Origin of the sequence: Chelonobacter oris, from assembly GCF_000772535.1 — a bacterium.
GTDB classification, from domain to species: Bacteria; Pseudomonadota; Gammaproteobacteria; order Enterobacterales; family Pasteurellaceae; genus Chelonobacter; species Chelonobacter oris.
The window spans coordinates 43,494-65,543 of record NZ_JSUM01000012.1 but is presented as its reverse complement, the minus strand read 5'-3'; the positions used below and the strand labels follow the sequence as shown (position 1 = coordinate 65,543).

Annotated in this window: 22 protein-coding genes; 13 read left to right on the top strand and 9 right to left on the bottom strand. The window is 48.7% G+C overall.

Annotated elements, in window-relative coordinates; all coding sequences use genetic code 11:
* Positions 1 to 30: 30 nt before the first annotated feature.
* Both pepB and dinB read right to left on the bottom strand, forming a co-directional pair.
* The gene (pepB, locus tag OA57_RS07670; RefSeq protein WP_200883609.1) at positions 31 to 1,338 is read right to left on the bottom strand and encodes an aminopeptidase PepB; all 1,308 of its coding nucleotides are present in this window, start codon (positions 1,336 to 1,338) and stop codon (positions 31 to 33) included.
* 101 nt (positions 1,339 to 1,439) lie between these two features.
* Positions 1,440 to 2,504: a DNA polymerase IV gene (dinB, locus tag OA57_RS07665; protein ID WP_034615872.1), complete on the bottom strand. Its 1,065-nt coding sequence runs from the start codon at positions 2,502 to 2,504 to the stop codon at positions 1,440 to 1,442.
* A gap of 223 nt (positions 2,505 to 2,727) precedes the next feature.
* Here dinB and OA57_RS07660 point away from each other — a divergent pair, with 223 nt between their 5' ends.
* On the top strand, positions 2,728 to 4,698 hold the full coding sequence (locus tag OA57_RS07660; protein WP_200883607.1) for a glycoside hydrolase family 3 protein: 1,971 nt from the start codon (positions 2,728 to 2,730) through the stop codon (positions 4,696 to 4,698).
* A gap of 1 nt (position 4,699) precedes the next feature.
* Here the strand turns inward: OA57_RS07660 and OA57_RS07655 are convergent, their stop codons facing one another.
* A complete protein-coding gene (locus OA57_RS07655) occupies positions 4,700 to 5,386 on the bottom strand; it encodes a CidB/LrgB family autolysis modulator (RefSeq protein ID WP_034615866.1) in 687 nt (228 codons plus the stop codon).
* Positions 5,387 to 5,398: 12 nt separating this feature from the next.
* Positions 5,399 to 5,809 (bottom strand): CidA/LrgA family protein, encoded by a 411-nt coding sequence (locus OA57_RS07650; RefSeq protein WP_034615863.1) that lies wholly within the window; start codon positions 5,807 to 5,809, stop codon positions 5,399 to 5,401.
* A gap of 102 nt (positions 5,810 to 5,911) precedes the next feature.
* Between OA57_RS07650 and OA57_RS07645 the strand changes: the two genes are divergently transcribed.
* From OA57_RS07645 to OA57_RS07630, 4 genes are read left to right on the top strand one after another with little or no spacing between them, the layout of a single operon-like run.
* Positions 5,912 to 6,400, top strand: coding sequence for a thermonuclease family protein (locus OA57_RS07645; protein WP_034615862.1), 489 nt, complete (start codon positions 5,912 to 5,914; stop codon positions 6,398 to 6,400).
* A 40-nt stretch (positions 6,401 to 6,440) separates the two neighbouring features.
* Entirely contained in the window at positions 6,441 to 7,649 is a 1,209-nt protein-coding gene (locus OA57_RS07640) for an aminotransferase class V-fold PLP-dependent enzyme (RefSeq protein WP_034615860.1), read from the top strand.
* A gap of 2 nt (positions 7,650 to 7,651) precedes the next feature.
* Entirely contained in the window at positions 7,652 to 8,047 is a 396-nt protein-coding gene (locus OA57_RS07635; RefSeq protein ID WP_034615857.1) for a SufE family protein, read from the top strand.
* Positions 8,048 to 8,049: 2 nt separating this feature from the next.
* On the top strand, positions 8,050 to 8,886 hold the full coding sequence (locus OA57_RS07630; protein WP_034615854.1) for an SDR family NAD(P)-dependent oxidoreductase: 837 nt from the start codon (positions 8,050 to 8,052) through the stop codon (positions 8,884 to 8,886).
* 31 nt (positions 8,887 to 8,917) lie between these two features.
* On the opposite strand, the gene OA57_RS07625 is transcribed toward OA57_RS07630, so the two are convergent.
* From OA57_RS07625 to OA57_RS07615, 3 genes are read right to left on the bottom strand one after another with little or no spacing between them, the layout of a single operon-like run.
* Entirely contained in the window at positions 8,918 to 9,121 is a 204-nt protein-coding gene (locus tag OA57_RS07625) for a YnbE family lipoprotein (protein ID WP_052122431.1), read from the bottom strand.
* Between the two features lie 2 nt (positions 9,122 to 9,123).
* Positions 9,124 to 11,871 (bottom strand): YdbH family protein, encoded by a 2,748-nt coding sequence (locus OA57_RS07620; RefSeq protein WP_034615851.1) that lies wholly within the window; start codon positions 11,869 to 11,871, stop codon positions 9,124 to 9,126.
* Between the two features lie 6 nt (positions 11,872 to 11,877).
* Positions 11,878 to 12,687 carry a hypothetical protein gene (locus OA57_RS07615; protein ID WP_052122430.1) on the bottom strand — a complete coding sequence of 270 codons (810 nt, stop codon included), beginning with the start codon at positions 12,685 to 12,687 and terminating at the stop codon, positions 11,878 to 11,880.
* A 95-nt stretch (positions 12,688 to 12,782) separates the two neighbouring features.
* Between OA57_RS07615 and gloA the strand changes: the two genes are divergently transcribed.
* From gloA to OA57_RS07600, 3 genes are all read left to right on the top strand, one after another.
* Positions 12,783 to 13,190, top strand: coding sequence for a lactoylglutathione lyase (gloA, locus tag OA57_RS07610; protein ID WP_034615848.1), 408 nt, complete (start codon positions 12,783 to 12,785; stop codon positions 13,188 to 13,190).
* 89 nt (positions 13,191 to 13,279) lie between these two features.
* Entirely contained in the window at positions 13,280 to 13,951 is a 672-nt protein-coding gene (gene rnt / locus OA57_RS07605; RefSeq protein WP_034615845.1) for a ribonuclease T, read from the top strand.
* 92 nt (positions 13,952 to 14,043) lie between these two features.
* Positions 14,044 to 15,402: a Na+/H+ antiporter family protein gene (locus tag OA57_RS07600; protein ID WP_034615842.1), complete on the top strand. Its 1,359-nt coding sequence runs from the start codon at positions 14,044 to 14,046 to the stop codon at positions 15,400 to 15,402.
* A 59-nt stretch (positions 15,403 to 15,461) separates the two neighbouring features.
* On the opposite strand, the gene smrB is transcribed toward OA57_RS07600, so the two are convergent.
* Positions 15,462 to 15,974 carry an endonuclease SmrB gene (gene smrB, locus OA57_RS07595; RefSeq protein ID WP_034615840.1) on the bottom strand — a complete coding sequence of 171 codons (513 nt, stop codon included), beginning with the start codon at positions 15,972 to 15,974 and terminating at the stop codon, positions 15,462 to 15,464.
* 112 nt (positions 15,975 to 16,086) lie between these two features.
* Between smrB and prmB the strand changes: the two genes are divergently transcribed.
* Genes prmB through OA57_RS07570 form a run of 5 tightly spaced genes read left to right on the top strand, consistent with a single transcriptional unit; the run spans position 16,087 to position 19,162 of the window.
* Positions 16,087 to 17,049: a 50S ribosomal protein L3 N(5)-glutamine methyltransferase gene (gene prmB / locus OA57_RS07590; RefSeq protein ID WP_034615838.1), complete on the top strand. Its 963-nt coding sequence runs from the start codon at positions 16,087 to 16,089 to the stop codon at positions 17,047 to 17,049.
* 48 nt (positions 17,050 to 17,097) lie between these two features.
* Positions 17,098 to 17,814: a hypothetical protein gene (locus OA57_RS07585; protein ID WP_034615836.1), complete on the top strand. Its 717-nt coding sequence runs from the start codon at positions 17,098 to 17,100 to the stop codon at positions 17,812 to 17,814.
* Positions 17,811 to 18,368, top strand: coding sequence for a septation protein A (locus tag OA57_RS07580; protein ID WP_034615833.1), 558 nt, complete (start codon positions 17,811 to 17,813; stop codon positions 18,366 to 18,368). Before OA57_RS07585 ends, OA57_RS07580 begins: the two co-directional genes overlap by 4 nt.
* A 3-nt stretch (positions 18,369 to 18,371) precedes the next feature.
* Positions 18,372 to 18,866: an acyl-CoA thioester hydrolase YciA gene (gene yciA / locus OA57_RS07575; protein WP_034615830.1), complete on the top strand. Its 495-nt coding sequence runs from the start codon at positions 18,372 to 18,374 to the stop codon at positions 18,864 to 18,866.
* Positions 18,866 to 19,162 carry a YciI family protein gene (locus OA57_RS07570; RefSeq protein WP_034615828.1) on the top strand — a complete coding sequence of 99 codons (297 nt, stop codon included), beginning with the start codon at positions 18,866 to 18,868 and terminating at the stop codon, positions 19,160 to 19,162. The genes yciA and OA57_RS07570 overlap by 1 nt, the downstream gene beginning before the upstream one ends.
* 77 nt (positions 19,163 to 19,239) lie before the next feature.
* Here OA57_RS07570 and OA57_RS07565 read toward each other — a convergent pair whose 3' ends face one another.
* On the bottom strand, positions 19,240 to 21,960 hold the full coding sequence (locus OA57_RS07565; protein ID WP_034615825.1) for a cation transporter: 2,721 nt from the start codon (positions 21,958 to 21,960) through the stop codon (positions 19,240 to 19,242).
* Positions 21,961 to 22,050: the final 90 nt, after the last annotated feature.

Here is a 22,050-nt window from a genome sequence, read left to right as displayed (position 1 = left end):
CCGCAATTCACGATGTTAAACCGGCTTAAACTACCGGCTGTCCGCCTGACTTAACAATAAGTTTGCCAAACTCGTGACGCCGATTCCCGTTGCTCCCGCTGCCCATAACGGGCTTGCGGATTTGCGGAACGTGGCTGAACAATCGATATGCAGCCAGTTTTTCGCATAATTTTTTAGGAAATAAGATAAAAAAGCGGTTGCCGTACTGGCACCGGCGCCTGTGCCTGCCGGAACGGAAGCGGTGTTACAAATATCGGCAAAAGCAGAACCGACTTGTTCACGGTGGAACGGTTCGAACGGCAAACGCCAGAACGGTTCGTTTTCCTCTTCCGCCGCGTTAAACAGCGCTTTCACCAGCGAGTCGTCCATTGACAGCACAGAATGGTAATCGTTACCGACCGCCATTTTGGCGGCACCGGTCAAGGTTGCACAATCAATGATAAAGTGCGGTTTTTGCGCATCGGCATCAATCAAGCCGTCCGCCAGCACCAAACGCCCTTCGGCATCGGTATTCAATACTTCCACCGTCACGCCGTTGCGGTATTCGATAATATCGCCCAATCGGAAAGCACGGCTGCTGACCATATTTTCCGCACAGCACAAATAAAGTTTGACCCGCCGGTTCAAGCCGCAGGCAATCGCCAAACCTAAAGCGCCGGTCAATAATGCCGCTCCGCCCATATCTGAACGCATCGAATCCATTGAATTACTCGGTTTTAAACTGTAGCCGCCGGTGTCGAACGTAATCCCTTTCCCGACCAGACACGCCATCACCGGCGCTTCGGGATCGCCGCTCGGATTGAAATCCAACTGCAACATCGCCGGTTGATTGGCCGATCCTTTACCGACCGTCCAAAGGCCGTTGTAGCCGCGATCGCGCAGCTCCTCACGGGCAATAATATGATAAGAAACCGCACTTTCACACTCTGCCTGTTTCGACTGCTGTAAAATAAAATCGGCTGCCCGATGAGCCAATTCTTGCGGCGTAATCTGTTCGGCCGGCAAATTGATCAATTCACGTACGAAATCACCGCATTCGATTTGACGGAACAGTTGTTGCTGCTCGGCATCATCCAATGTCGGAAACTCCACCGCAAACTGTTGTTTGGCGGTATAAAAGCCTTGATAAAATGCCCAACAATGCGCTAAATCCCAGTATTTGCCCTCCAACTCAACGTCACTAATCCCCTGCGCGCGTAATTTTCGAGCCGCCTGTTGGATCTTGATGCGGCTTTTTTCTTCACCGAAATGAATTTTCGCCACGCCGTCATCAAAACTGATAACCGCATTTTTACCCCAGATTTCCGGGGCGTTTTTTTTACTTAACTGAATTTTCATACTCATGCCGACATCCTCTGTCTTTAACGTTAACTTTTTATAGCACAAACGAATTTTTAGTAAATCGGAAATCGCCGTTTTTTGCCATAATTTGAATTAAATCACCATAAACTGAGCTGTTGTGCTGTATTTTTGTGCGGTAAACTGACGCTCAGCCCGATTAAACGGACTCCTCGCCCCTCCGCCCGCTGCCAAATTTGCCGTAACAACTTGTAAAAAGCCTGCTTGCTGAACACCTCGGCGCGGCTTTCCAGTGTGGTGGTTTGAAAATCGCTGAATTTCAATTTAACGCCGATTTTACGATAAGCCTGTAATGGCGTATCCGGCTGTGCCCGTTGCAGACGCTGCACTAATTTTTGATAAAGGCTCGCCAGAATCTCTTCCGCCTGCTGCGGCTGCCGAATATCTTGCGACAAGGTGATTTCGACCCCTACCGATTTGCGTTCACGCTCCGGCTGTACCGCTCTTTCATCAATGGCATGGCTGAATTGCCAAATCCGCTGCCCCAATTTACCGAACAAATCCAGTAGTACATGCTGCTCCAGTCGGCGGACATCGGCACAATTATGTAACCCCATGGTACGCAGTTTTTGCGCAGTGACCGGCCCGATGCCCGGAATCTTTTTTAACGGCAATTGCAAGACAAAATCATCAACTCGATCCGGCGTTAAGACAAATTGACCGTTCGGTTTATTGACCTCCGAGGCAATTTTGGCCAGAAATTTCAGCGGCGCAATGCCTGCCGATGCAGTCAACTGTAATTCGTCAAAAATGCTTTGGCGGATTTCCGCCGCAATCCAAGTAGCCGAACCGTTGCACAGACGGCAATCCGAGACGTCTAAATAGGCCTCGTCCAACGATAACGGTTCGATTAAATCGGTATAACGTCGGAAAATCCGCTGTATTTGCTCTGAAACCTGTTTATATAACACCATATTACCCGGCAACAGAATCAGATTCGGGCATTTTTTTAGCGCAAGTGCGGTCGGCATGGCGCTGTGCAAGCCGAATTTACGCGCTTCATAATTGCAGGTCGACAATACTCCCCGTCGGGCGGCCGCACCGCCGACAGCCACCGGCTTGCCGCACAGGGTCGGATTTTCCCGCATTTCCACGGCGGCATAAAAACAATCCATATCGATATGAATAATCTTTCGCTGTTGCATCTCGTCCGAAAAGAGTTGGATATCATGACAGCGATTATATCGCAAAATACTGTATAAAAAAACAGTATTATCAAGGTAAGTTTATTCAGTAAAAAATCAAGTATTCAATACCTTGCAAAGTAACACACCGATTGTATAAAGAACTCACTATTTTATATTCTTATCCGCACTTTTTATTTAGAATATCGAACACAATAAGATTAATCAAAGTATGGAAAAATCATTGACTAAACTAACCGCACTTTGCCTGTTTTCCTTCACTACGGTCAATGTCTTCGCGGCAACAACGGCGCAACAAATGCTGACTTACCGCACGGCGCCGTTACTGCAAATCGAACAATTACACTTTAAGGATTTAAATCGTAACGGCAGCCTCGATCCTTACGAGGATTGGCGATTGGATCCGGTAACACGTGCCGAAAATTTACTGGCGCAAATGACCCTGAAAGAAAAAGCCGGCACCATCATGCACGGCACCATCATGCACGGCACCGCAATCATCACGGATAACAGCAACGGTCAAGGGCAACATTATGATTTAAGCCACAATCGGCAATTAATCAGCGATAAAAAAATCACCAGCCTGCTCAGCCGTTTATCTGCCGATTCGATCGCCACCTTTGCCGCTGAAAATAACAAACTGCAAGAACTGGCTGAAAATACTCGTCTCGGCATTCCAATCAGTATCAGCTCCGATCCCCGTAATTCGTTCACCCAACTCGACGGCATGAGTGTTTCTGCCGGAAAGTTCACCAAATGGCCGGAATTTCTCGGCTTCGGTGCAATTAATGATGAAAACATCACTAAACGCTATGCGGACAGCGTCCGGCAAGAGTATCGGGCGACCGGGATTCATATCGCACTTTCACCACAAGCCGATTTAGCCACCGAACCCCGCTGGCCGAGGATTGACGGTACTTTCGGCGAAAATGCCGACATCGTGAAACGCATGGTAAAAGCCTATATCGAAGGTATGCAAAACGGCAGTCGCGGACTGCATTCCGGCAGTGTCGTTTCAGTGGTGAAACACTGGGTCGGTTACGGTGCGGCACAAGACGGCTGGGACAGTCATAACGCCTACGGCAAATATGCCGTTTTTCCGGGCAACAGCCTGCCGCAACACATCTACCCGTTTACCGGCGCTTTTGAAGCCAATGTCGCCGCCGTCATGCCCGCTTATTCGATTCTAAAAGACGTGCAGCTGAACGGAAAAGCGCCGGAACCCGTTGCGGTCGGATTCAACCGCACTTTGCTGACCGATTTGTTACGGCGGCAATACGGGTTTGAGGGCGTGATTCTCAGTGACTGGTTAATCACCCATGATTGTTCTTCCGAATGCCGAGAAGGAGCGGTTAATCACGTACCGTCGCTTCCGCCGGGCGCACCTTGGGGCGTGGAAAAGCTCACCCAACAGCAACGTTTTATCAAAGCGTTGAATGCCGGTATCGATCAATTCGGCGGTGTGTCCAACACGGATTTGATTGTCACTGCGGTACAACAGCGCCGCTTGGACGAGGCGCGTCTGGATCTGTCGGTAAAACGCATTTTAATCCAAAAATTTGCCATCGGTTTATTCGAAACACCTTTCGTTGATCCCGAACATGCCGAGGCAGTGGTCGGTAATCCGACATGGCGGAAAGAAGCCCGCAAAGCGCAAATAAAATCACTGGTTTTGCTTAAAAACCAACAACATATCCTGCCGCTCAACAGAAAAAGCAAGATTTTCCTACACAATATCGACGCCAAAGCCGCTACCGCACTGGGATTTGACGTGGTCACCACGCCGGAAAAGGCCGATGCGGCCGTTATTCGTATCGCTACGCCTTATGAAATTCTGCACCCGACCTATTTTTTCGGCGCACGCCAACATGAAGGCTCACTGGATTTCAGTTCGGACAATACGGATTATCAATTGATCAGAAACACCGCCCGAATCGTGCCGACCGTTGTCACGGTCTATCTGGATCGCCCGGCTATTTTGGGGAATATCCAAGCTCACGCTTCTGCATTGGTTGCTAATTTCGGCATCAGCGATGAAGCGCTCTTGGCGGCGTTAGTCAGTCAAGCCGATTTCAGCGGCAAATTACCGTTTGAATTGCCGTCATCGATGAAAGCGGTGGCGGAACAGCTGCCCGATGTGCCGAGCGACAGCCACGCACCGCTCTATCATATCGGATTCGGACTGCCGCACTGATTCAGGCAAACAGCACAATCACCAGCCGAAATACCAACGGTGCCAACACCGAACTGATAATCCCGCACAACACCAGTGCGATTGAACTGTATACCCCCGCCTGTTGATCCACTTCCAACGTGCGGGCAGTGCCGAGGGCGTGTGAAACAGCGCCGATCGACAAGCCGATGGCTTCAGGGTGTTTTAAGCCGATTTTTTTCAAAATCAGATAACCGAAAATCGAGCCTTGCAACCCCGCCAAAACCACACCGACCGCCGCCACGGACGGTATGCCCCCGACCGTTTCCGCCACGGCCATCGCAATCGGCGTGCTCAACGATTTCGGCAACACGGTGGCGACAATTTCCACGCTTCCGCCCAATAACAGCGCCAATACCGCACCGCTAAACATCGCAAAAACGGAAGCAACGCCGGTAATCAGTAAAATACTGCGCCAACGACTACTGATTTGGCGCAGCTGTTCATACAGCGGCAGCGCCAATGCAACAATCGCCGGCCCCAACAAACTGTTTAACGGCGCATTGCCCTGCATGTAGCTGTCATAGGGAATATTCAACAACAGCAATATCGCCGCCAACAGCAACAGAGTCAACACAAAAGAGTTAAACACAATCGATTTCCAGTATTTACTGATCCGAAGTGCGGTTATAAAAGCCAGAATCGTCAAAAGCGAATAGACATAAATCATGATTTTTCCCCGCTACTGCCGTTTACGGCGTTTGCGTTGTACTTTACGCCGTAATTTACGTACACTGTGACGCTCAAACAGAAAATCGCCCAACAGCCCGATGACTATCAGAGTCAGCATCGTACTGACCACATTCGGAATCAGCAACTGTTTGGCATTTGCCAATAACAGATCGGCATATTTGATAATCCCGACACTGACCGGCACAAACAACAATGCCATATAACGAATCAACAGGCTTGACGCCGGTGCAATCCACTCGACTTTAATGATTTGTGTGGTCAGGCAGATAAATAAAATCAACAATCCCCAAATACTGCCCGGCACGCCGACAGGAATCAGGTGCTGTAGCGCAATGCCGAGATACAATACGGCATACAAAATCGCCAGCGAACGCAACAAGGATAGGATTTTTTGTCTCATCTTGATTTGATATGATCGGAAAATGTGAAATAATTCTCCCTCAATTTGTGATCAAAGTCACTGAATTTCCCTTTTTTTCCGCATAACTGATAAGGTTGTAAAGTGTCGATAACACGTTTTTTCTTTTTATTTGCATTTTTGTTACTTTCCGCCACTATTGCAACGGCAAACGCCGCCGCACCGCAATTTAGCTGCCTTGCCATTCACATCAGCGACGGCGACACTTTTACTTGTCTGAGCAATAATAAACGGATTAAAGTGCGGTTGCTCGGCATTGATGCGCCGGAAAACGGACAGGCTTATGCCAATAAAGCCAAACAGCAACTGGCAAAATTCATTCTTAAACAACAGGTTACGCTGAATATTAACGGCATCGATCAATATTCGCGCCGTCTGGCAACAGTATATGACGGGCAAAAGCGGAATGTGAACCTGCTAATGGTTGAAAGCGGCTATGCCTGGGCGTACCGTTTTTATAAAAAAGATCAACAATATCAACAGGCTCAGCAGCTTGCTAAACTGAAAAAATCGGGTTTGTGGCGGGATAACAAACCCCAAGAGCCGTATTTGTGGCGCAAGCAACAACGTTGAGTTTATAATATCCGCTCATATTTGATTACCGGTACACACTATGCCCGATTTCGATTCCGCACAATTTCGTGCTTGCTTCCCTTATCTGCAACAGGATTGCGCCTTGGTTTATCTGGATTCGGCGGCAACGGCATTAAAGCCGCAAACCCTGCTCGACAGCACATTGGCGTTTTATCAAAGTGCGGGATCGGTGCACCGCAGTCAACACGACGCGCAGCAAACCGCACTTTATGAGCGCTCGCGACAATTGACGGCACAATGGATTAATGCCGCGTCAACCGATTGTGTGATTTGGACCTCCGGGGCAACACAGGCGATCAACATGGTGGCAAACGGATTGGCGGATCAGCTTGAAGCCGATGATGAAATCATAATCAGCGAAGCGGATCATCATGCCGATTTCGTCACTTGGTCAATGTCGGCACAACGCTGCTCGGCAAAATTAATCGTTTTGCCGATAAACGATCAGTGGTTGATTGAAAGTGCGGTATTACAGCAAGCGCTTTCGCCGCGCACTAAAATCGTGGCGCTGAATTATGTTTCCAACGTCACCGGCACGCAGCAACCGATTGCCGACTTAATCGGCGTTATCCGTCGGGCTGCGCCGCAAGCGTTTATTCTGCTCGATTGCGCACAAGCCATTGCCCATCTGAAACTTGATATTCAGGCATTAGACGCCGATTTTTATGCTTTTTCCGCCCATAAACTGTATGGTCCGAACGGTTTGGGCGTACTAAGCGGCAAATTGTCCGCCCTCGAAATATTATCGCCTTCGCTGTACGGCGGCAAAATGGTTGATCGGGTCTCAAAACAGCGGATCAATTTCAATCCGTTGCCCTACCGCCTAGAAGCCGGCACCCCGAATATCGCCGCTGTGATCGGCTTCGGTGCGGTGTTGGATTGGCTGCAACAATTTGATTTCCGAGCGGCTGAACGCTATGCCGTCGGCTTAGCCGAACACGTCAAAGTGCGGTTACAGACTTATCCGAAAGTGCGGTTATTCAATTCGCCGCAACCGAGCACTGTCGTGTGTTTTATTTTTGACGGCATCAACAGTTCCGATTTGAATACGCTCCTCAGCGAGCAAGACATTGCCTTGCGGGTCGGCGAACATTGCGCCCAGCCCTATTTGGCGAGGATCGGGCAAAAAAGCACGTTACGCCTCTCCTTTGCGCCGTATAACACCGCCGCCGATGTCGAGGCGTTTTTTGCCGCACTGGATAGCGCACTGAATCTGTTACGGGAGTAGCCATGGAATCCATTCAACAACTGATCGCTGATTTTAGCCGTCTTAACCATTGGGAAGCACGCTATCGCTATTTAATTCAGCTGGGGAAAAAATTACCGGTTCCAAGCGATGATGAACTGGCAAAAATGACGGCGATTTCCGGCTGTGAAGTGGAAGTGCGGTTTTTAGCCGAGAAACAAACAGACGGCAACTATCGTTTTGCCGCTTACAGCGAAGCCCGTATCATGAACGGATTGCTCTATTTAGTGTTAAGCGCATTGCATCGGCTCAGCGCGACAGAACGGAAACAATTCGATGTGACCGCACTTTTGCAGCGGTGCGGCATTGCCCAACGATTGAGCCAAACCCGATTAAACGGCCTGAAAAATATCGAAACCCTGCTACATCATTTGGATTAATCATGCAACAAACACAAAAAACGATTCTGATCACCGGCTGCTCAAGCGGCATCGGCTATGCAACCGCACTTTACCTTAAGCAACACGGTTGGCACGTCATTGCCGCTTGCCGTAAAAGTGACGACGTCACACGTTTGCGGCAAGAAGGCTTTGACTGCGTACAGCTTGATATCACCGATTCACAGCAGATTCAGCAGGTTATCCTTAAGATCAGCACAAACCGCACTTTAGAGGCGATTTTCTGTAATGCCGGTTACGGGCAAACCGGCGCAGTGGAAGATGTGAGCCGCACCGCCCTGCGTGCGCAATTTGAAACCAATGTATTCGGCACTTGGGAATGTATCCGATATGCGATGGCGGTTTTTCGCCGTCAGGGACACGGACGAATTATCGTCAACAGCAGCATTTTGGGCTTTGCCGGTATGCCGTGGCGCGGAGCGTATAACAGCAGTAAATTTGCACTGGAAGGTTTGTGCGACACTTTGCGTACCGAATTGTCCGGCAGCGGTATTTTTGTCAGCCTGTTGCAGCCGGGGCCGATTACCAGCCGATTCCGCCCGAATGCATTGGCAACATTTCATCACTATATCGACTGGCAAAACAGCGTCCATAAAACCGCCTACGAAAAGCAATTGGTGCGACTGAACAGCAAAGGCAACGCCAATCCGTTCACGCTGCCGGCAGAAGCCTGTGCCAAAGCCGTGCGGCAGTGTTTGAACAGTCCGAAGCCGAAAGCCCGTTATCAGGTGACTTTTCCGACCAAACTCTATTGGTGGCTGCGGCGCCTGCTACCGACAGCCTGGTTTGACTGGGCAAATCGGCAAGGCGGGAATAAATAAGCGTTAACAAACACTTTCGCAAACCGATCTTTTACTGAACTTGCGCCGAACTCTCTTCCGTCAAGATCCGACGGGTGTTGTCATCGGTTTCAATTTGAATCTTGTGTTCCACTTCCACATTCATATTGATTGTAATCCCCTCTTTCGGGGTTTCAAGCTGAATTTTCGGCACACAGCCGCACAACAGCAGCAGGCTGAACAAAAGTGCGGTCAACGGTTTCACGGTTAATAACATGGCTATTCTCTACGGTTTTCTTGTCGTTGATACAGGCGGTATTCCAAATTCTGCTGCAACTCGGCAGCGAAATTGATCGACTTCCATAAATCAAACGCATTTTCTTTATGATTGTAATTCAAAAAGATCGGGTTTTGTAACGCATTGTTAGCTTTAATTTGCGCATTCATCAAACCGGTGCCGTCTGTCAACAGATTCACCTTAATATTCGAATCATACACGTCCATGGTTTCCATCAAATTGGTCAAAATCCGCTCGGTTATGCCGCCGCCCTGTTCGATTTTTTCAATCAACTCATCGCCCAAGTGGATTTGCCAGTCACTGCCCTGTTCAATAATGCCGTCACAAATAATACAGGTTGAATTTTCAATCCAAAACGGCAAATCGGCATTCACTTTGCCGCGCATTTCCAATTGATTGTATTGCAGCAGTGCCAAAATTTCGGTCAACTCAATCTGGCTCAGACGCAAAAATGCCGGCTGATGTTGCGGCATTGAAAATTTAGCGACGTCCAATTCTCCCCCCAGTAGATTGAGATGCAGACGGGTCAGCGACAGCGGCATTTTTCGTGTCCAAGGGTAATGCCCTTGCAGCCGTACCGAAATATTCTGCAAGCGGATCCCGTTCTCCAGCGAGGCGATTTTAACGTCTACCGGCTCTCTGACCCCCAATTGGAATCGCTGGTTTTGATAGCGGTAAGGCAATGAGAAATTGATGCCGCTGATCGACCCTTCCGGCAACGAAATATCACTGTTTTGAATGACGATATGTCCGCCGGCGACCAAACCGTCTTGCTGCGTAATCGAAAATGCAGTCTGCCCCCGAATCGTACCACGCTGAATCAGCCAGTCCCAACGTTGCGGAAATAGCGGTTGGAAAACATTGGCGGATTGCTGCGGCCAGTAAACATTGCCGCGCAAAGCTCCGTCTTGATAACGTGAAAACAGGCGGATAGGGCCCAGTTTGTCCGACGTCAGCTCGCTTCTCAGATTCAAATCGCTAAAATCTTTCCCGTCAATACTGACAAGAATATCGGGTTTGAGAAACTGTCCGCCGTAATCAAACTGAATTTTCGGGGTGTTAACCGTCAGCGCTCCATGCAATTGCTGTTGTTGATAATCCCATGCCACCGTCTCCGCCAATGTCAGTTTTAACGGCTCAACCCGCACGCCGGGTAAGGCAAAACGCGACAGCTCACCGTCCAACAGCTGAATATTGATTAAGTTATCCTGCCAGAATCCCCTGCCGCGTAAACCGACCAAACTGCGCAAACTCGGAATGTCGGCATACCCCCAAAAATTCCAATTCCAGATATTGGCGGCGATTTGTGCCTGCTGTAAACCGGCGACTTCTTGAGCGGAACGAATGTTAAAAATGGAATGAATACCGGCGATAAACTCGTTTGCCCGTCCGTCCAAGCGCAAATCAATGTTGTCAAATTGGCGGGTTTTGCCTTTTAAAATCGCCTGTAGCCGCCCTCTTATGCCATATTGTCCGACAACAACCCCGGCTAACGGCAGGCGCAGCTCTTCAATGTCGATATAGTCGGTGTTACCGTTCATTCGCAGTAATGATCCGCTTAAGAAACGGACTATCGGATCATGCAGCGGCCCTTCAACTCTCATCGGCAAACCGGCATAAAAAATAGTATCGAACGATTTCACATCACCGTTGACTTGTAACGGAATATGCAATGCCTGCTGATCAACCGTACCGTTTACGCCCTGAACAACAATCAACCCTTTGCCTTTTTCGCCGTTGGAGAGCAATGACAGGCGAAAATTGATTTTCAACGGGAAACTGTTCCAGAAAAAACGACCTTCGTCTTCCGCCTGCACATTTAAATCGAGAAAACCGTTCATCGGTTGCGGCAGATCTTTTGCCCAATTAAATTTAGCCTGCTTAACATGCAAATGTCCGTTTGTTATATCAAACGGCAGATTTAACAATTCATGTTCCGTTTGTTCCGCCACTTCATACAATTGCAGTGTTGCCTGCTCCGCTTGCCAGTGCAGTTTGATGCCGCCCTGCGGAATAATCAGGTTGGGCGAACGCCAGCCGAAATCCACATCGCCGTTTAACGGCAATTGATCGAAACGCTCCGCCAATTTGCTTTTCAGCGTGACATGGTTGTATTGTTCGCTGTCCGGTTGATAGGTGGCGGTTACGCTCAAATCCTGCCTATTCAGTACACCGTCCAGATTAAACAATGGATTTTGCGGCTGTGCGCCCTGTTGCTCGGCGCGCAGGTGCAGGCGCAGTTCCTCCCCGTCACGAACCGCACTTATATTGGTCGTTGCCGTCAAAATTTGCTGCAATTGCGGATTTTCCACACCGTCGGTATTGACCCAATTCAGCTCGGCAATATCCAACTCCCCTAGCGGCAGCAGCGCAAATAAGCGCCGGAGTGTAAACGGCGGACTCGGTTGTTCGTTATCCTGTTGCTTGAGCAGCGGTTGCAAGCAGGCATAATCGAGCTGCAATCGCTGCAAAACCAGTTTGCGTGTCCGCCACGCCAACCGGATATCTTGCGCTTGCGCCAACGGGCAATCGGCAATTTGTAGCCGGATCGCAGGTTGGCTGATGCCGCCGGAATCAAGTCTGAAGGGCTGTTCCAGTGTCAATTGGTAGTCCGGTGCAAGAAAATAATTGGCGATCCGCTGCACTCCGTTACCCTGTAACAGATAGAAAAGTACGGTTGCCGACAAGATCAGCAACGCCACCAACACCAGCAAACACCGCTTGCGCATACTCAACTACCCGAACAACCAAAACGGAAAACTGATCGCCAACAGCAGTAAAACACCCAAAATCGGCAGCGTCAACGGTCTATTTTTCAATATTAACCAACCCAATACGGCAGCCGTCAATAAATGCACGGCAAAATAGCTGGCAAAACCGCTAACGCCGGCAGTCGGTAAGATCAGTTTGAGATGCATCGACAACAGCACAATGACACTGTAAACCGCATTCAGTAATACCATCAACAGCATCAATCGCGGCAACAATGCGATCAAACCCTGCAAGCGATTACGGGCAACCCGCAACAACCAGCTTGCGACGACCAGTCCGAGCAACAGCTGGCTGAACGGGCTGTAACGCAACCAGTCTTGCAGCGGCAGATTCAACCAAACGGAAAGATATGCCAACAGCCCGATCACACCGCAAATATTGGCAAACAATAACAGCCCGCGGCGCAAACGCTCGTCGTCTTTCGGTTGCTGCCAAACGGCGAACAACAGCAGCAATGCCGCGCTGATCACCAAGGCCTGCGGAATATAACGCTTCGCCGCCAATGCGCCGAGCAGCAATAATCCGAGCCAATACACCGCCAAATACAGGCTGCCCTTAATCAAGCGCGAGCGCTGTCCGTGACAAATTTCGCCTTTGACAAAAACCAGTTGCCCAACCCACTGCGCACTCAGCACCGACAATGAAAAACCGGCGATAAATGCGGTTAATTCGTGATGTGAAAACCAAAGTGCGGTTTCGGCTGCTAACAGCAATATCGGCGGTAACAGCGAAGAAAGTATCGTCTGACGTTTGTTTTCGTTATGATCTGACATAAAACACTCAACGTGATAAAATGGATAGTAATGGATCGTAAATTGCCATTATAATGCCACATTTCTTGTTTCGTTAACAACTTAGGGGACTAATCATGCGAATTTTACATACCATGCTGCGTGTCGGCGATTTGGATCGCTCAATCCGCTTTTATACCGAAGCGTTGGGTATGCGGGTATTACGCACCAGCGAAAATACCGAATACAAATACACCTTGGCTTTTCTGGGCTATGACGATGAAGATAAAAGTGCGGTATTGGAATTAACCTACAATTGGGGCGTGACGGAATACGAGTTGGGCTCGGCATACGGGCATATTGCCATCGGTACCGACGATATTTACGCCACCTGTGACAAAGTGCGGTCTGCCGGCGGTAACGTCACCCGCGAACCGGGTCCGGTGAAGGGCGGCACAACCGTCATTGCGTTTGTCGAGGATCCGGACGGCTATAAAATCGAATTTATCGAAAACAAAAGCGCTAAAGCCGGTTTAGGCGATTAATGTTTTATCACACATTTTAACCATCATGACGATCAACCTGCCGGAATGGTTATTTCGGCAGGTTTTTGATCATAACAGAGAGATTTATTTTGACGACAGTTGCGCCAAACACTCCAGCCGATACGCCCGACTATAACCTACTGAAAAACCGTTTTCGGGCATATTTTCCGGTCATTATCGATGTGGAAACCGCCGGTTTTAACGCTAAAACGGATGCCTTGCTGGAAATCGCCGCCGTTACCCTGAAAATGGACGAAAACGGCTTGCTGCACCCTGATGAAAAATGCCATTTCCATATCGAGCCGTTTCAAGGGGCAAATATCAATCCCGATTCGTTAAAATTTAACGGCATTGATATTGAAAGCCCCTTACGCGGCGCCGTCAGCGAACAAACCGCACTTGACGGGTTGTTTAAAATGGTGCGCCGTACGCAGAAAGCCGCTGATTGTAAACGTTCGATTATCGTGGCACACAATGCCGCTTTTGATCACGGCTTTTTAATGGCGGCAGCCGACCGTACCCAACTGAAACGCAATCCGTTTCACCCGTTCGGCACGCTGGACACCGCTACGTTAAGTGCCTTTATGTTCGGCAACAACGTGTTGATCAAAGCCTGTCATGCCGCCGGCATTGCTTTCGATCCGAAACAGGCACACTCCGCCCTGTATGACACTGAAAAAACCGCAGAATTATTCTGTTTTATGGTCAATCGGTTAAAAAATGTGGGCGGATTTCCATTATTTCAGGCTGATCCGCAATAAAATCAGGCAAATCCGTTTATTTTGCTTTAAAATCTTTTCGCTTTATCTTTTTCATTTATTTTTGTTTTAACCAGACTCAAGGAACTCTCGTTATGTTACTTACCAACAATGTGGTTTTGTCCATTATTCTACTGTTGGCGCTCAGCCTGATGCGGATTAATGTGGTCATTGCCCTGATTATTTCCGCCTTGGCCGCCGGTTTATTGGGCAATATGGATATTCAAACCACGATCTCTGCCTTCACTGACGGTTTGGGCGGCGGTGCTGCCGTGGCGATGAATTATGCGATTTTAGGGGCGTTTGCCGTTGCCATTTCAAAATCGGGGTTGACCGATTTACTGGCAATGCAGGTTATCAAAAAATTAGGCGGACAACCGAGTGAAAAAGCCTTATTTTGGTTTAAATATCTGGTGCTGCTGCTATTGGTGCTGTTTGCCATTTCATCACAAAACCTTCTGCCGGTGCATATCGCCTTTATTCCGATTGTCGTGCCGCCGTTGCTGGACATTATGAACCGCCTGAAACTGGATCGCCGAGCGGTAGCATGCGTGCTGACATTCGGTTTAACCGCAACCTACATGATTCTGCCTGTCGGTTTCGGCAAAATCTTCATCGATAATATTATTGTCACCAAAATTAACGAAGCCGGAACCGCACTTGGACTGCAAACCAATGCCGCACAGGTTTCCAGTGCGATGCTGATCCCGGTAACGGGTATGATTCTGGGCTTGCTGATTGCCGTATTTTGGACTTATCGTAAGCCGCGCGAATATCAGGCAGCAATGCCGGAACCGACCGCCGATTCGATTGAACAACGGATCGCCGACATCAGCCCGTTCCATATTGCCGTCAGTATTGCGGCTATCATTGCAACATTTGCACTACAGCTTTACACCGATTCGATTATTGTCGGCGGTTTGGTCGGTTTAACTATTTTTGCATTAGGCGGTATTTTTAAGCTGAAAGAGAGCAATGATCTGTTCCAACAAGGTTTACGCCTGATGGCGATGATCGGCTTTGTGATGATTGCCGCTTCCGGTTTTGCCAATGTGATTAAAGAAACCGACGGCGTTGCCGTATTGGTGCAAACCTTCAGTGAAACTATCGGCAGCGACAACAAAGGTTGGGCTGCGATGATCATGCTGCTGATCGGCCTGTTCATCACCATGGGCATCGGTTCCTCATTCTCTACCGTACCGATTATCGCGGCAATTTATGTGCCGATCTGTATCAGCCTCGGCTTTTCCGAATTGGCAACGGTTTCACTGGTTGCCGTTTCCGCCGCGTTGGGCGATGCCGGTTCTCCGGCTTCCGATTCGACATTGGGTCCGACCTCCGGTTTGAATGTTGACGGCAAACACGATCATATCTGGGATTCGGTGGTGCCGACCTTTATCCATTTTAACATTCCCCTTTTGGTATTCGGCTGGATTGCGGCAATGGTGTTGTAATCGCCTCATTTTTTAATCCTGCCAATACAAAAAGCCCGCAAATTGCGGGCTTTTTTTGGTTATTCAACCGTCTCAAACAAAATCAAAAATGCCGCATCGCCGCCCCACTCTTTCGGCGCTTGGTGAAGCGCACGCACTTTCGGGTGTTGCACCAACCAACGGGGAATCTGCAGTTTCAGGGCAAATGTGCCATAACCGGTCATAATACCGGCGCAATGCACATTTTCTTTTTCACAGGCGTGTAACAGCACCGCCAGTTCGGATTTGGCTTGTTCACGTGTTAATCCGTGTAAATCAAGGAATAATTCCGGTTCGAAATCCCCTCGACGCAGCTGTTTCAACAAGTGGGAATCCTCCCCCTCGCGCAGATACCGCACTTTCTGATCTTCTTGCAATAGCGGTTCGTATTGATCGGAAAAATAGAACAAATTATCCTGCTGCTGTACTAATTCGTTATATGCCTGCTTGCGTTTATTTTTGATTCTCGGCGCAATGTAAGTATCTTGCCGCAGTTTTTTAGTGCCTTTAATCTGTTCACGAAAAAGGTTAATGTCGTCTTGGTCTAAAGTCATTGTCGCTATATTGGTTCGGTTCTCGATGGATTCATTCTAACATGCTGTGACGGCATTAAGAAAATATGGTATAAATAGCTTTTCACACCGTCTTAACCAGGTAGCTTAATTTATGCCCGAAACGATGACTTATAACACCGATTTGGTGGAGGAAATTTCACTTTCAGCCAATCAGGACGATCTCAAAACCATTCAAGATTTTTTACGTTGGAGCTACAGCTGTTTTAATGCTTCGGATATTTTTTACGGTCATGGGCAGGATAATGCTTGGGACGAAGCCGTACAATTGGTATTGGCGACCCTGCATTTGCCGCATGATGTACCGACCGAGCTGTACTCCTCCAATCTGACCCATTATGAGAAACAAAAACTGTTTAATATGGTGATCAAGCGTATAGAAACCCGTAAACCGGTGGCGTACCTGACTAACAGCGCCTGGTTCTGCGGCTATGAATTTTATGTTGACGAACGGGTTATCGTGCCGCGCTCGCCGATTGGAGAGCTGATTCAAAACGGTTTCACCGGGCTGTTGAAAGAGGAGCCGAAACGGATTCTGGATATGTGTACCGGCAGCGGTTGCATTGCCATTGCCTGTTCGGCAAAATTCCCGAATGCGGAAATCGATGCGGTCGATTTATCGCCGGACGCCCTGCAAATTACCGAAATGAATATCGAGCGACACAATGCGTTACATCACGTTTTCCCAATTCAGTCGGACCTGTTTACCGCACTTCCGCCGGATCAATACAACCTGATTGTCACCAATCCGCCGTATGTCGATGCGCAAGATCTCGATGAAATGCCGGCGGAATTCTACCACGAACCGATGCTGGCGTTGGAAGCCGGTGATGACGGGCTTATTTTGGCAAAACGGATTTTAGCCCACGCCGCCGATTATTTGACCGATAACGGCGTTCTGGTGTGCGAAGTCGGCAACAGCATGGTACATCTGATTGAACAGTTTCCGATGGTTCCGTTTAATTGGATTCGGTTCGAACAGGGCGGTGACGGCGTATTTTCCCTGACCAAAACGCAATTGCTCGCCCATCAAGCGCTATTTGCCGCATATAAATAATGCATTATTTGTTATAATAGCGCTCTTTTTAATGTTGTAGGACATATTATGCCCGTTAATTTCATCAAAATATTTCAAGACAGCTGGAATTTCATGCTCAACCAGAGACAAACCGTGCTGTTTTTTCTGGTGCTGCTGATTATTGACAATCTTTTTTTCCGCTACTTACTCGACAGCCCGAATCTACAGAGCGAAGAAACTTCACGTTCGGTTTTATTGATATTGCTTGCCAGCCAAGTGGTCAATGCCATTTTGGTTCTCTGGCTGTTGAGCGTCATCACCTTAATCAGTCGTCAGCAGCAGCCGAATCTGGTTACCGCTCTTTCCTACGGCATAAAAAAAATGCCGTTCTACCTGCTGCTGAATCTGGTAATCGTGCTGCCCTTCAGCTTGGCTGCCGCCAGTTATTTTAACCAACAAAGTTCGATTTTCTCGCTGTTATCAATGCTTATCGGTGCCTATCTGTTTATTCGTCTGTGTCTTGCCCCTTATTCTTATATTATTGAAAACAGTTCTTTTACCGAAGCATTAAAGCTGGTCTGGTTAAACGGCGTCGGGCGTGTACTGCCGCTTTTTTTGTTCAGTCTGCTGGTCTATTTACTGCCGTTGCTCATCACCTTACAACTGAGCAGATTAGCACCGTCTCTGCTTACCACATTGGGGATCGCGGTTATCAGCGCACTGATCAGCCTGTTTACCTTAGTCTTCAGTTACCGTTTCTATCAACTGTTTATCGATAAAACCGCGCTAAGGAAGTTTCAATGAAACAACTACTTGAATTTATTCCTTTAATCCTGTTTTTTATTGCTTATAAAGTTTACGGTATCCAAGCCGGCGCCATTACCCTGATTGTCGCTACGATTGCTCAAATGGTTATTTTGAAACTGAAATTCGGTACGATTGAAAAACAACAAAAAATCATGGCGGTTGCCGTGATCTTTTTCGGATTGCTGACCGTTTATTTTAATGATTTGGAATTTCTGAAATGGAAAGTGACTATTGTGTACGCTATTTTTGCCACCGCATTGTTGATCAGCCAATATGGATTCAAAAAACCGCTGGTAAAAAGTCTACTGGGCAAAGAGATCACCCTGCCGACATGGGTTTGGAATCGCCTTAATCTCGGTTGGGCGCTGTTTTTTGTCCTCTGTATGCTGGTCAATCTGTATATCAGCCGGTTCATGTCCGATGATGCTTGGGCAACATTCAAAGTATTCGGTGTATTGGGCATGACGCTTATCGCAACCGTGATCACCGGATTGTATCTTTATCGCCATTTACCCAAAGAGATTGGCGACCATAAACAGGATCAGGATTAAAATATGGAACACGAATTTATTGAAACCGCACTTGGTGCGAACCCGGGGCGGATTTCAAAAGGGCGGTTACTGCTGCGTACCCTTGCCATGCCGTCCGACACCAATGCCAACGGTGATATTTTCGGGGGCTGGATTATGTCGCAAATGGACATCGGCGGTGCCATTATGGCAAAAGAAATTGCCCAAGGCAAAGTGGTGACGGTATCGGTCGATAAAATCAATTTTATCCGCCCGGTTTCGGTCGGTGATGTCATTTGTTGCTACGGCCGCTGCGTAAAAATCGGCAACAGCTCGATTAAAATCGAGGTCGAAGTCTGGGTTAAAAAAGTCTCTACCGAGCCGTTTAACGAGCGTTATTGCGTAACCGACGCCGTCTTTACTTTTGTTGCGATTGACAAAAACGGCCGTCCGAAAGTCATTCCGAAAGAAAATAATCAAGAACTGGAAAAAGCAATACTGGAATTAAAAGCCTATCAAGAAAACCAAGGAGAACGCTGATGTACTATGTTATTTTTGCACAAGACAAACCGGATACTCTCCAACAACGGCTATCCGTACGTGAGCAACATTTAAAACGCTTGACGGCGCTACAGTCTGAAAGCCGCCTGTTAGTGGCAGGCCCCAATCCGGCAATTGATGACGAAAATCCGGGCGAAGCCGGCTTCACCGGCTCTACCGTTATCGCACAGTTTGACAATCTGGAACAGGCAAAACAATGGGCGGCAGAAGATCCTTACGTGGCTGCCGGTGTCTATGGCGATGTGACGGTTAAGCCGTTTAAACGGGTATTTTAACCGTGACAAACAAGTCGGACACGGGTTTTGTGTCCGACTTTTTACAGCAAAACCTCACGTTGAAACCAAGCCTGCTGCTAAGGTTTAAATTTGAGTAATCGGTTCGCATTGCCGACAACCGTAATTGATGATAGCGCCATTGCCGCACCGGCAAATACCGGATTGAGCAACACCCCGAAAAACGGATACAAAATACCTGCCGCCACCGGAATCCCCAGACTGTTGTAAATAAACGCCCCCAACAGATTTTGTCTGATATTGCGCATACTTGCCTGCGATAATGATAAAACATCAGACACCGCATCGATACTATGGCGCATTAAGGTTAAATCCGCCGTTTCAATCGCCACATCACTGCCGCCGGCAATCGCAATGCTGACGTCCGCCAACGCTAACGCCGGCGCATCATTAATCCCGTCGCCGACCATCGCCACACGGTAGCCCTGCTGCTGTAAATTACGGATAACATCGACTTTGCCTTGCGGCAAAACGCCGGCGATAACCTGATCAATACCCAACTGTTTTGCCACTGCTTCCGCCGTCTGTTGCTGATCACCGGTCAGCATCACCGTGCGGTAACCGGCCTGTTGCAGCGTTTCTACCGCACTTCGACTCTCGGCACGAAGCTGATCCTTCACCACCATAAAACCGGCAAACTCGCCGTTTTTTGCCAAATACAACACCGTACCGCCGGCTCGACTTTCTGCATTTGCCTGTTCCGCCATTACAGCCGGGATCACAATATTTTGCAAATTCATCAATGCCAGATTGCCTAAATAAAACGGTTGACGGTCAATTTTGCCGCTGATGCCCATGCCTTTCAGTGTGATAAATTCGCTGACTTCGCACAATTGATCATGCTGAATCCGATCCGCATCCAATAAGGCCTTCGCCAACGGATGGTTGGCATAGGTTTCCAAACTGGCCGCCCAATGCAATAGCAGCTCGTTGGTCATTCCCTCAGCAGAATAAAGTGCGGTCAGGGTTGGTTTGCCTTCGGTCAGCGTGCCGGTTTTATCAAATACCACCACATCGACATTGGCCGCTTTCTGCAAAGCGTCCGAATCACGCACCAATATTCCCAATTCCGCCGCACGGGAAACAGCGGCGATCACCGACATCGGTGTCGCCAACCCCAAAGCGCACGGACAGGCAATAATCAATACCGTCGTCAATACCACTAACGAATGCGCCGGTTTCGGTTCCGGCCCGACAATATACCAAATCAGGGCGGCAATAACCGCAATCGTCACGACAATCGGTACAAATACGGCTGCAATCTTATCCACTTGTTTGGCAATCTGCGGTTTACTGCTCTGTGCCTGCCGGATCAGCTTGATGATATTCGCCAACACGGTCTGCTCGCCCACTTGGGTGGCTTCGACACGTAAACTGCCGTTATCCACAATCGTTCCCGCCCGAATTTGGTCGCCCGTTGTTTTACTCACCGCCAACGGTTCGCCGGTCAGCATCGATTCATCAAGCCAGCCTTCTCCGCTGACGACCACACCGTCAACCGCCACTCGATCACCGGTTTTCAAGCGCATCAGCATGCCGCGTTTTACCTGTCCTAACGGTAACCGTTTTTCGCCTTGCCCGTCTTCTACCGTCACATCGGCAGGGGTGAGATCGAGCAATTTTTCCAGTGCCTTGGAAGATCGCTGTTTAGCCTTCACTTCCAACATTTTACCCAAATTCACTAAACCGATAATCATCAAACTCGCTTCAAAATAGAGATGACGGGCATTTTCCGGAAAGAAGTTCGGAAACACGACGATTGCCATCGAGAAAAGCCAAGCAACGCCGGTTCCCAGTGCGATTAAGGTGTCCATGGTGGCGCTGCCGTGCTGCAACTGACGCCATGCACTGATAAAAAAATGGCGTCCGCTCAATGTCATCACCACCGCACTGACAACCCCGACCGCAAGCCAGCCGAATTGCGAAGCAGGGCTTACTGCCATGCCATAGAAAAACCCCCAGAACATCAAACCGAAACCAAACAGCAATGCCAGAATCGCCTGCCATTTCCGCTGTCTGATCTCACGCTGTGTATTTTGTTGTTGTTTTTCACGGCGCAGCTGCGGATCTTCAATCGCTTCGGCGCCATAACCGACATTCTCGACCGCATGAATTAACGCCGCCGTATCGGCATCGCCGTAAATCAACGCACTGCTGTCCGCTAAATTCACATTGACCTTCGCCACCTGCGCCACTGCCGACAACGCTTTTTCTACTTTTAACACACAACCGGCGCATGTCATACCGCTCAGTAATAATTGTGTTGTCGTTTGATTCTGATCGCCCCGCTCTACTACCACCGGATCAGAATCACGCTTATCAGAGATTTGCGGTTTGGTTGATAGTAGATCAGACTTTGGGCTTTCGTTTACCTCGTGCAGTGCCATATCCAAAGCCGCCTGATAGCCCGCCGCTTTAATCACATCTATAACGGCTTGCGGATCAACATCGGCATATACTTTTAATTCCGTCAATTCCAATTGATAAATCAATTCAGAATCAAACGCTGCCAATGCCTTATCAACCGTTTTAATACAGTGCCGACAGGACAGACCGTCGAGTCTCAGGCTAAAGTGCGGTTGAGGATTCGCACTCGCCTGATAACCGGCATCCGTTACCGCCTGAATCAGAAGGTCTTGCGCCACCGAGCCGCTCACCCAAGCATAATGCAGGTTGACTTTCACCGCATCGACACCGGTTATTTTACTCAAATCCTGTTTCACGTGGCGCACGCAGTTTTGACAGGATAGCTGTTGCAATCCCAGAATCGTTATCGACATACTCTCTCCTTAATCATTATCTATCTGTAATTTGAATCTCATCAAGATCAGGGCTAGAATAAACCTTCCCCTAACGATAAGGTCAAGCGG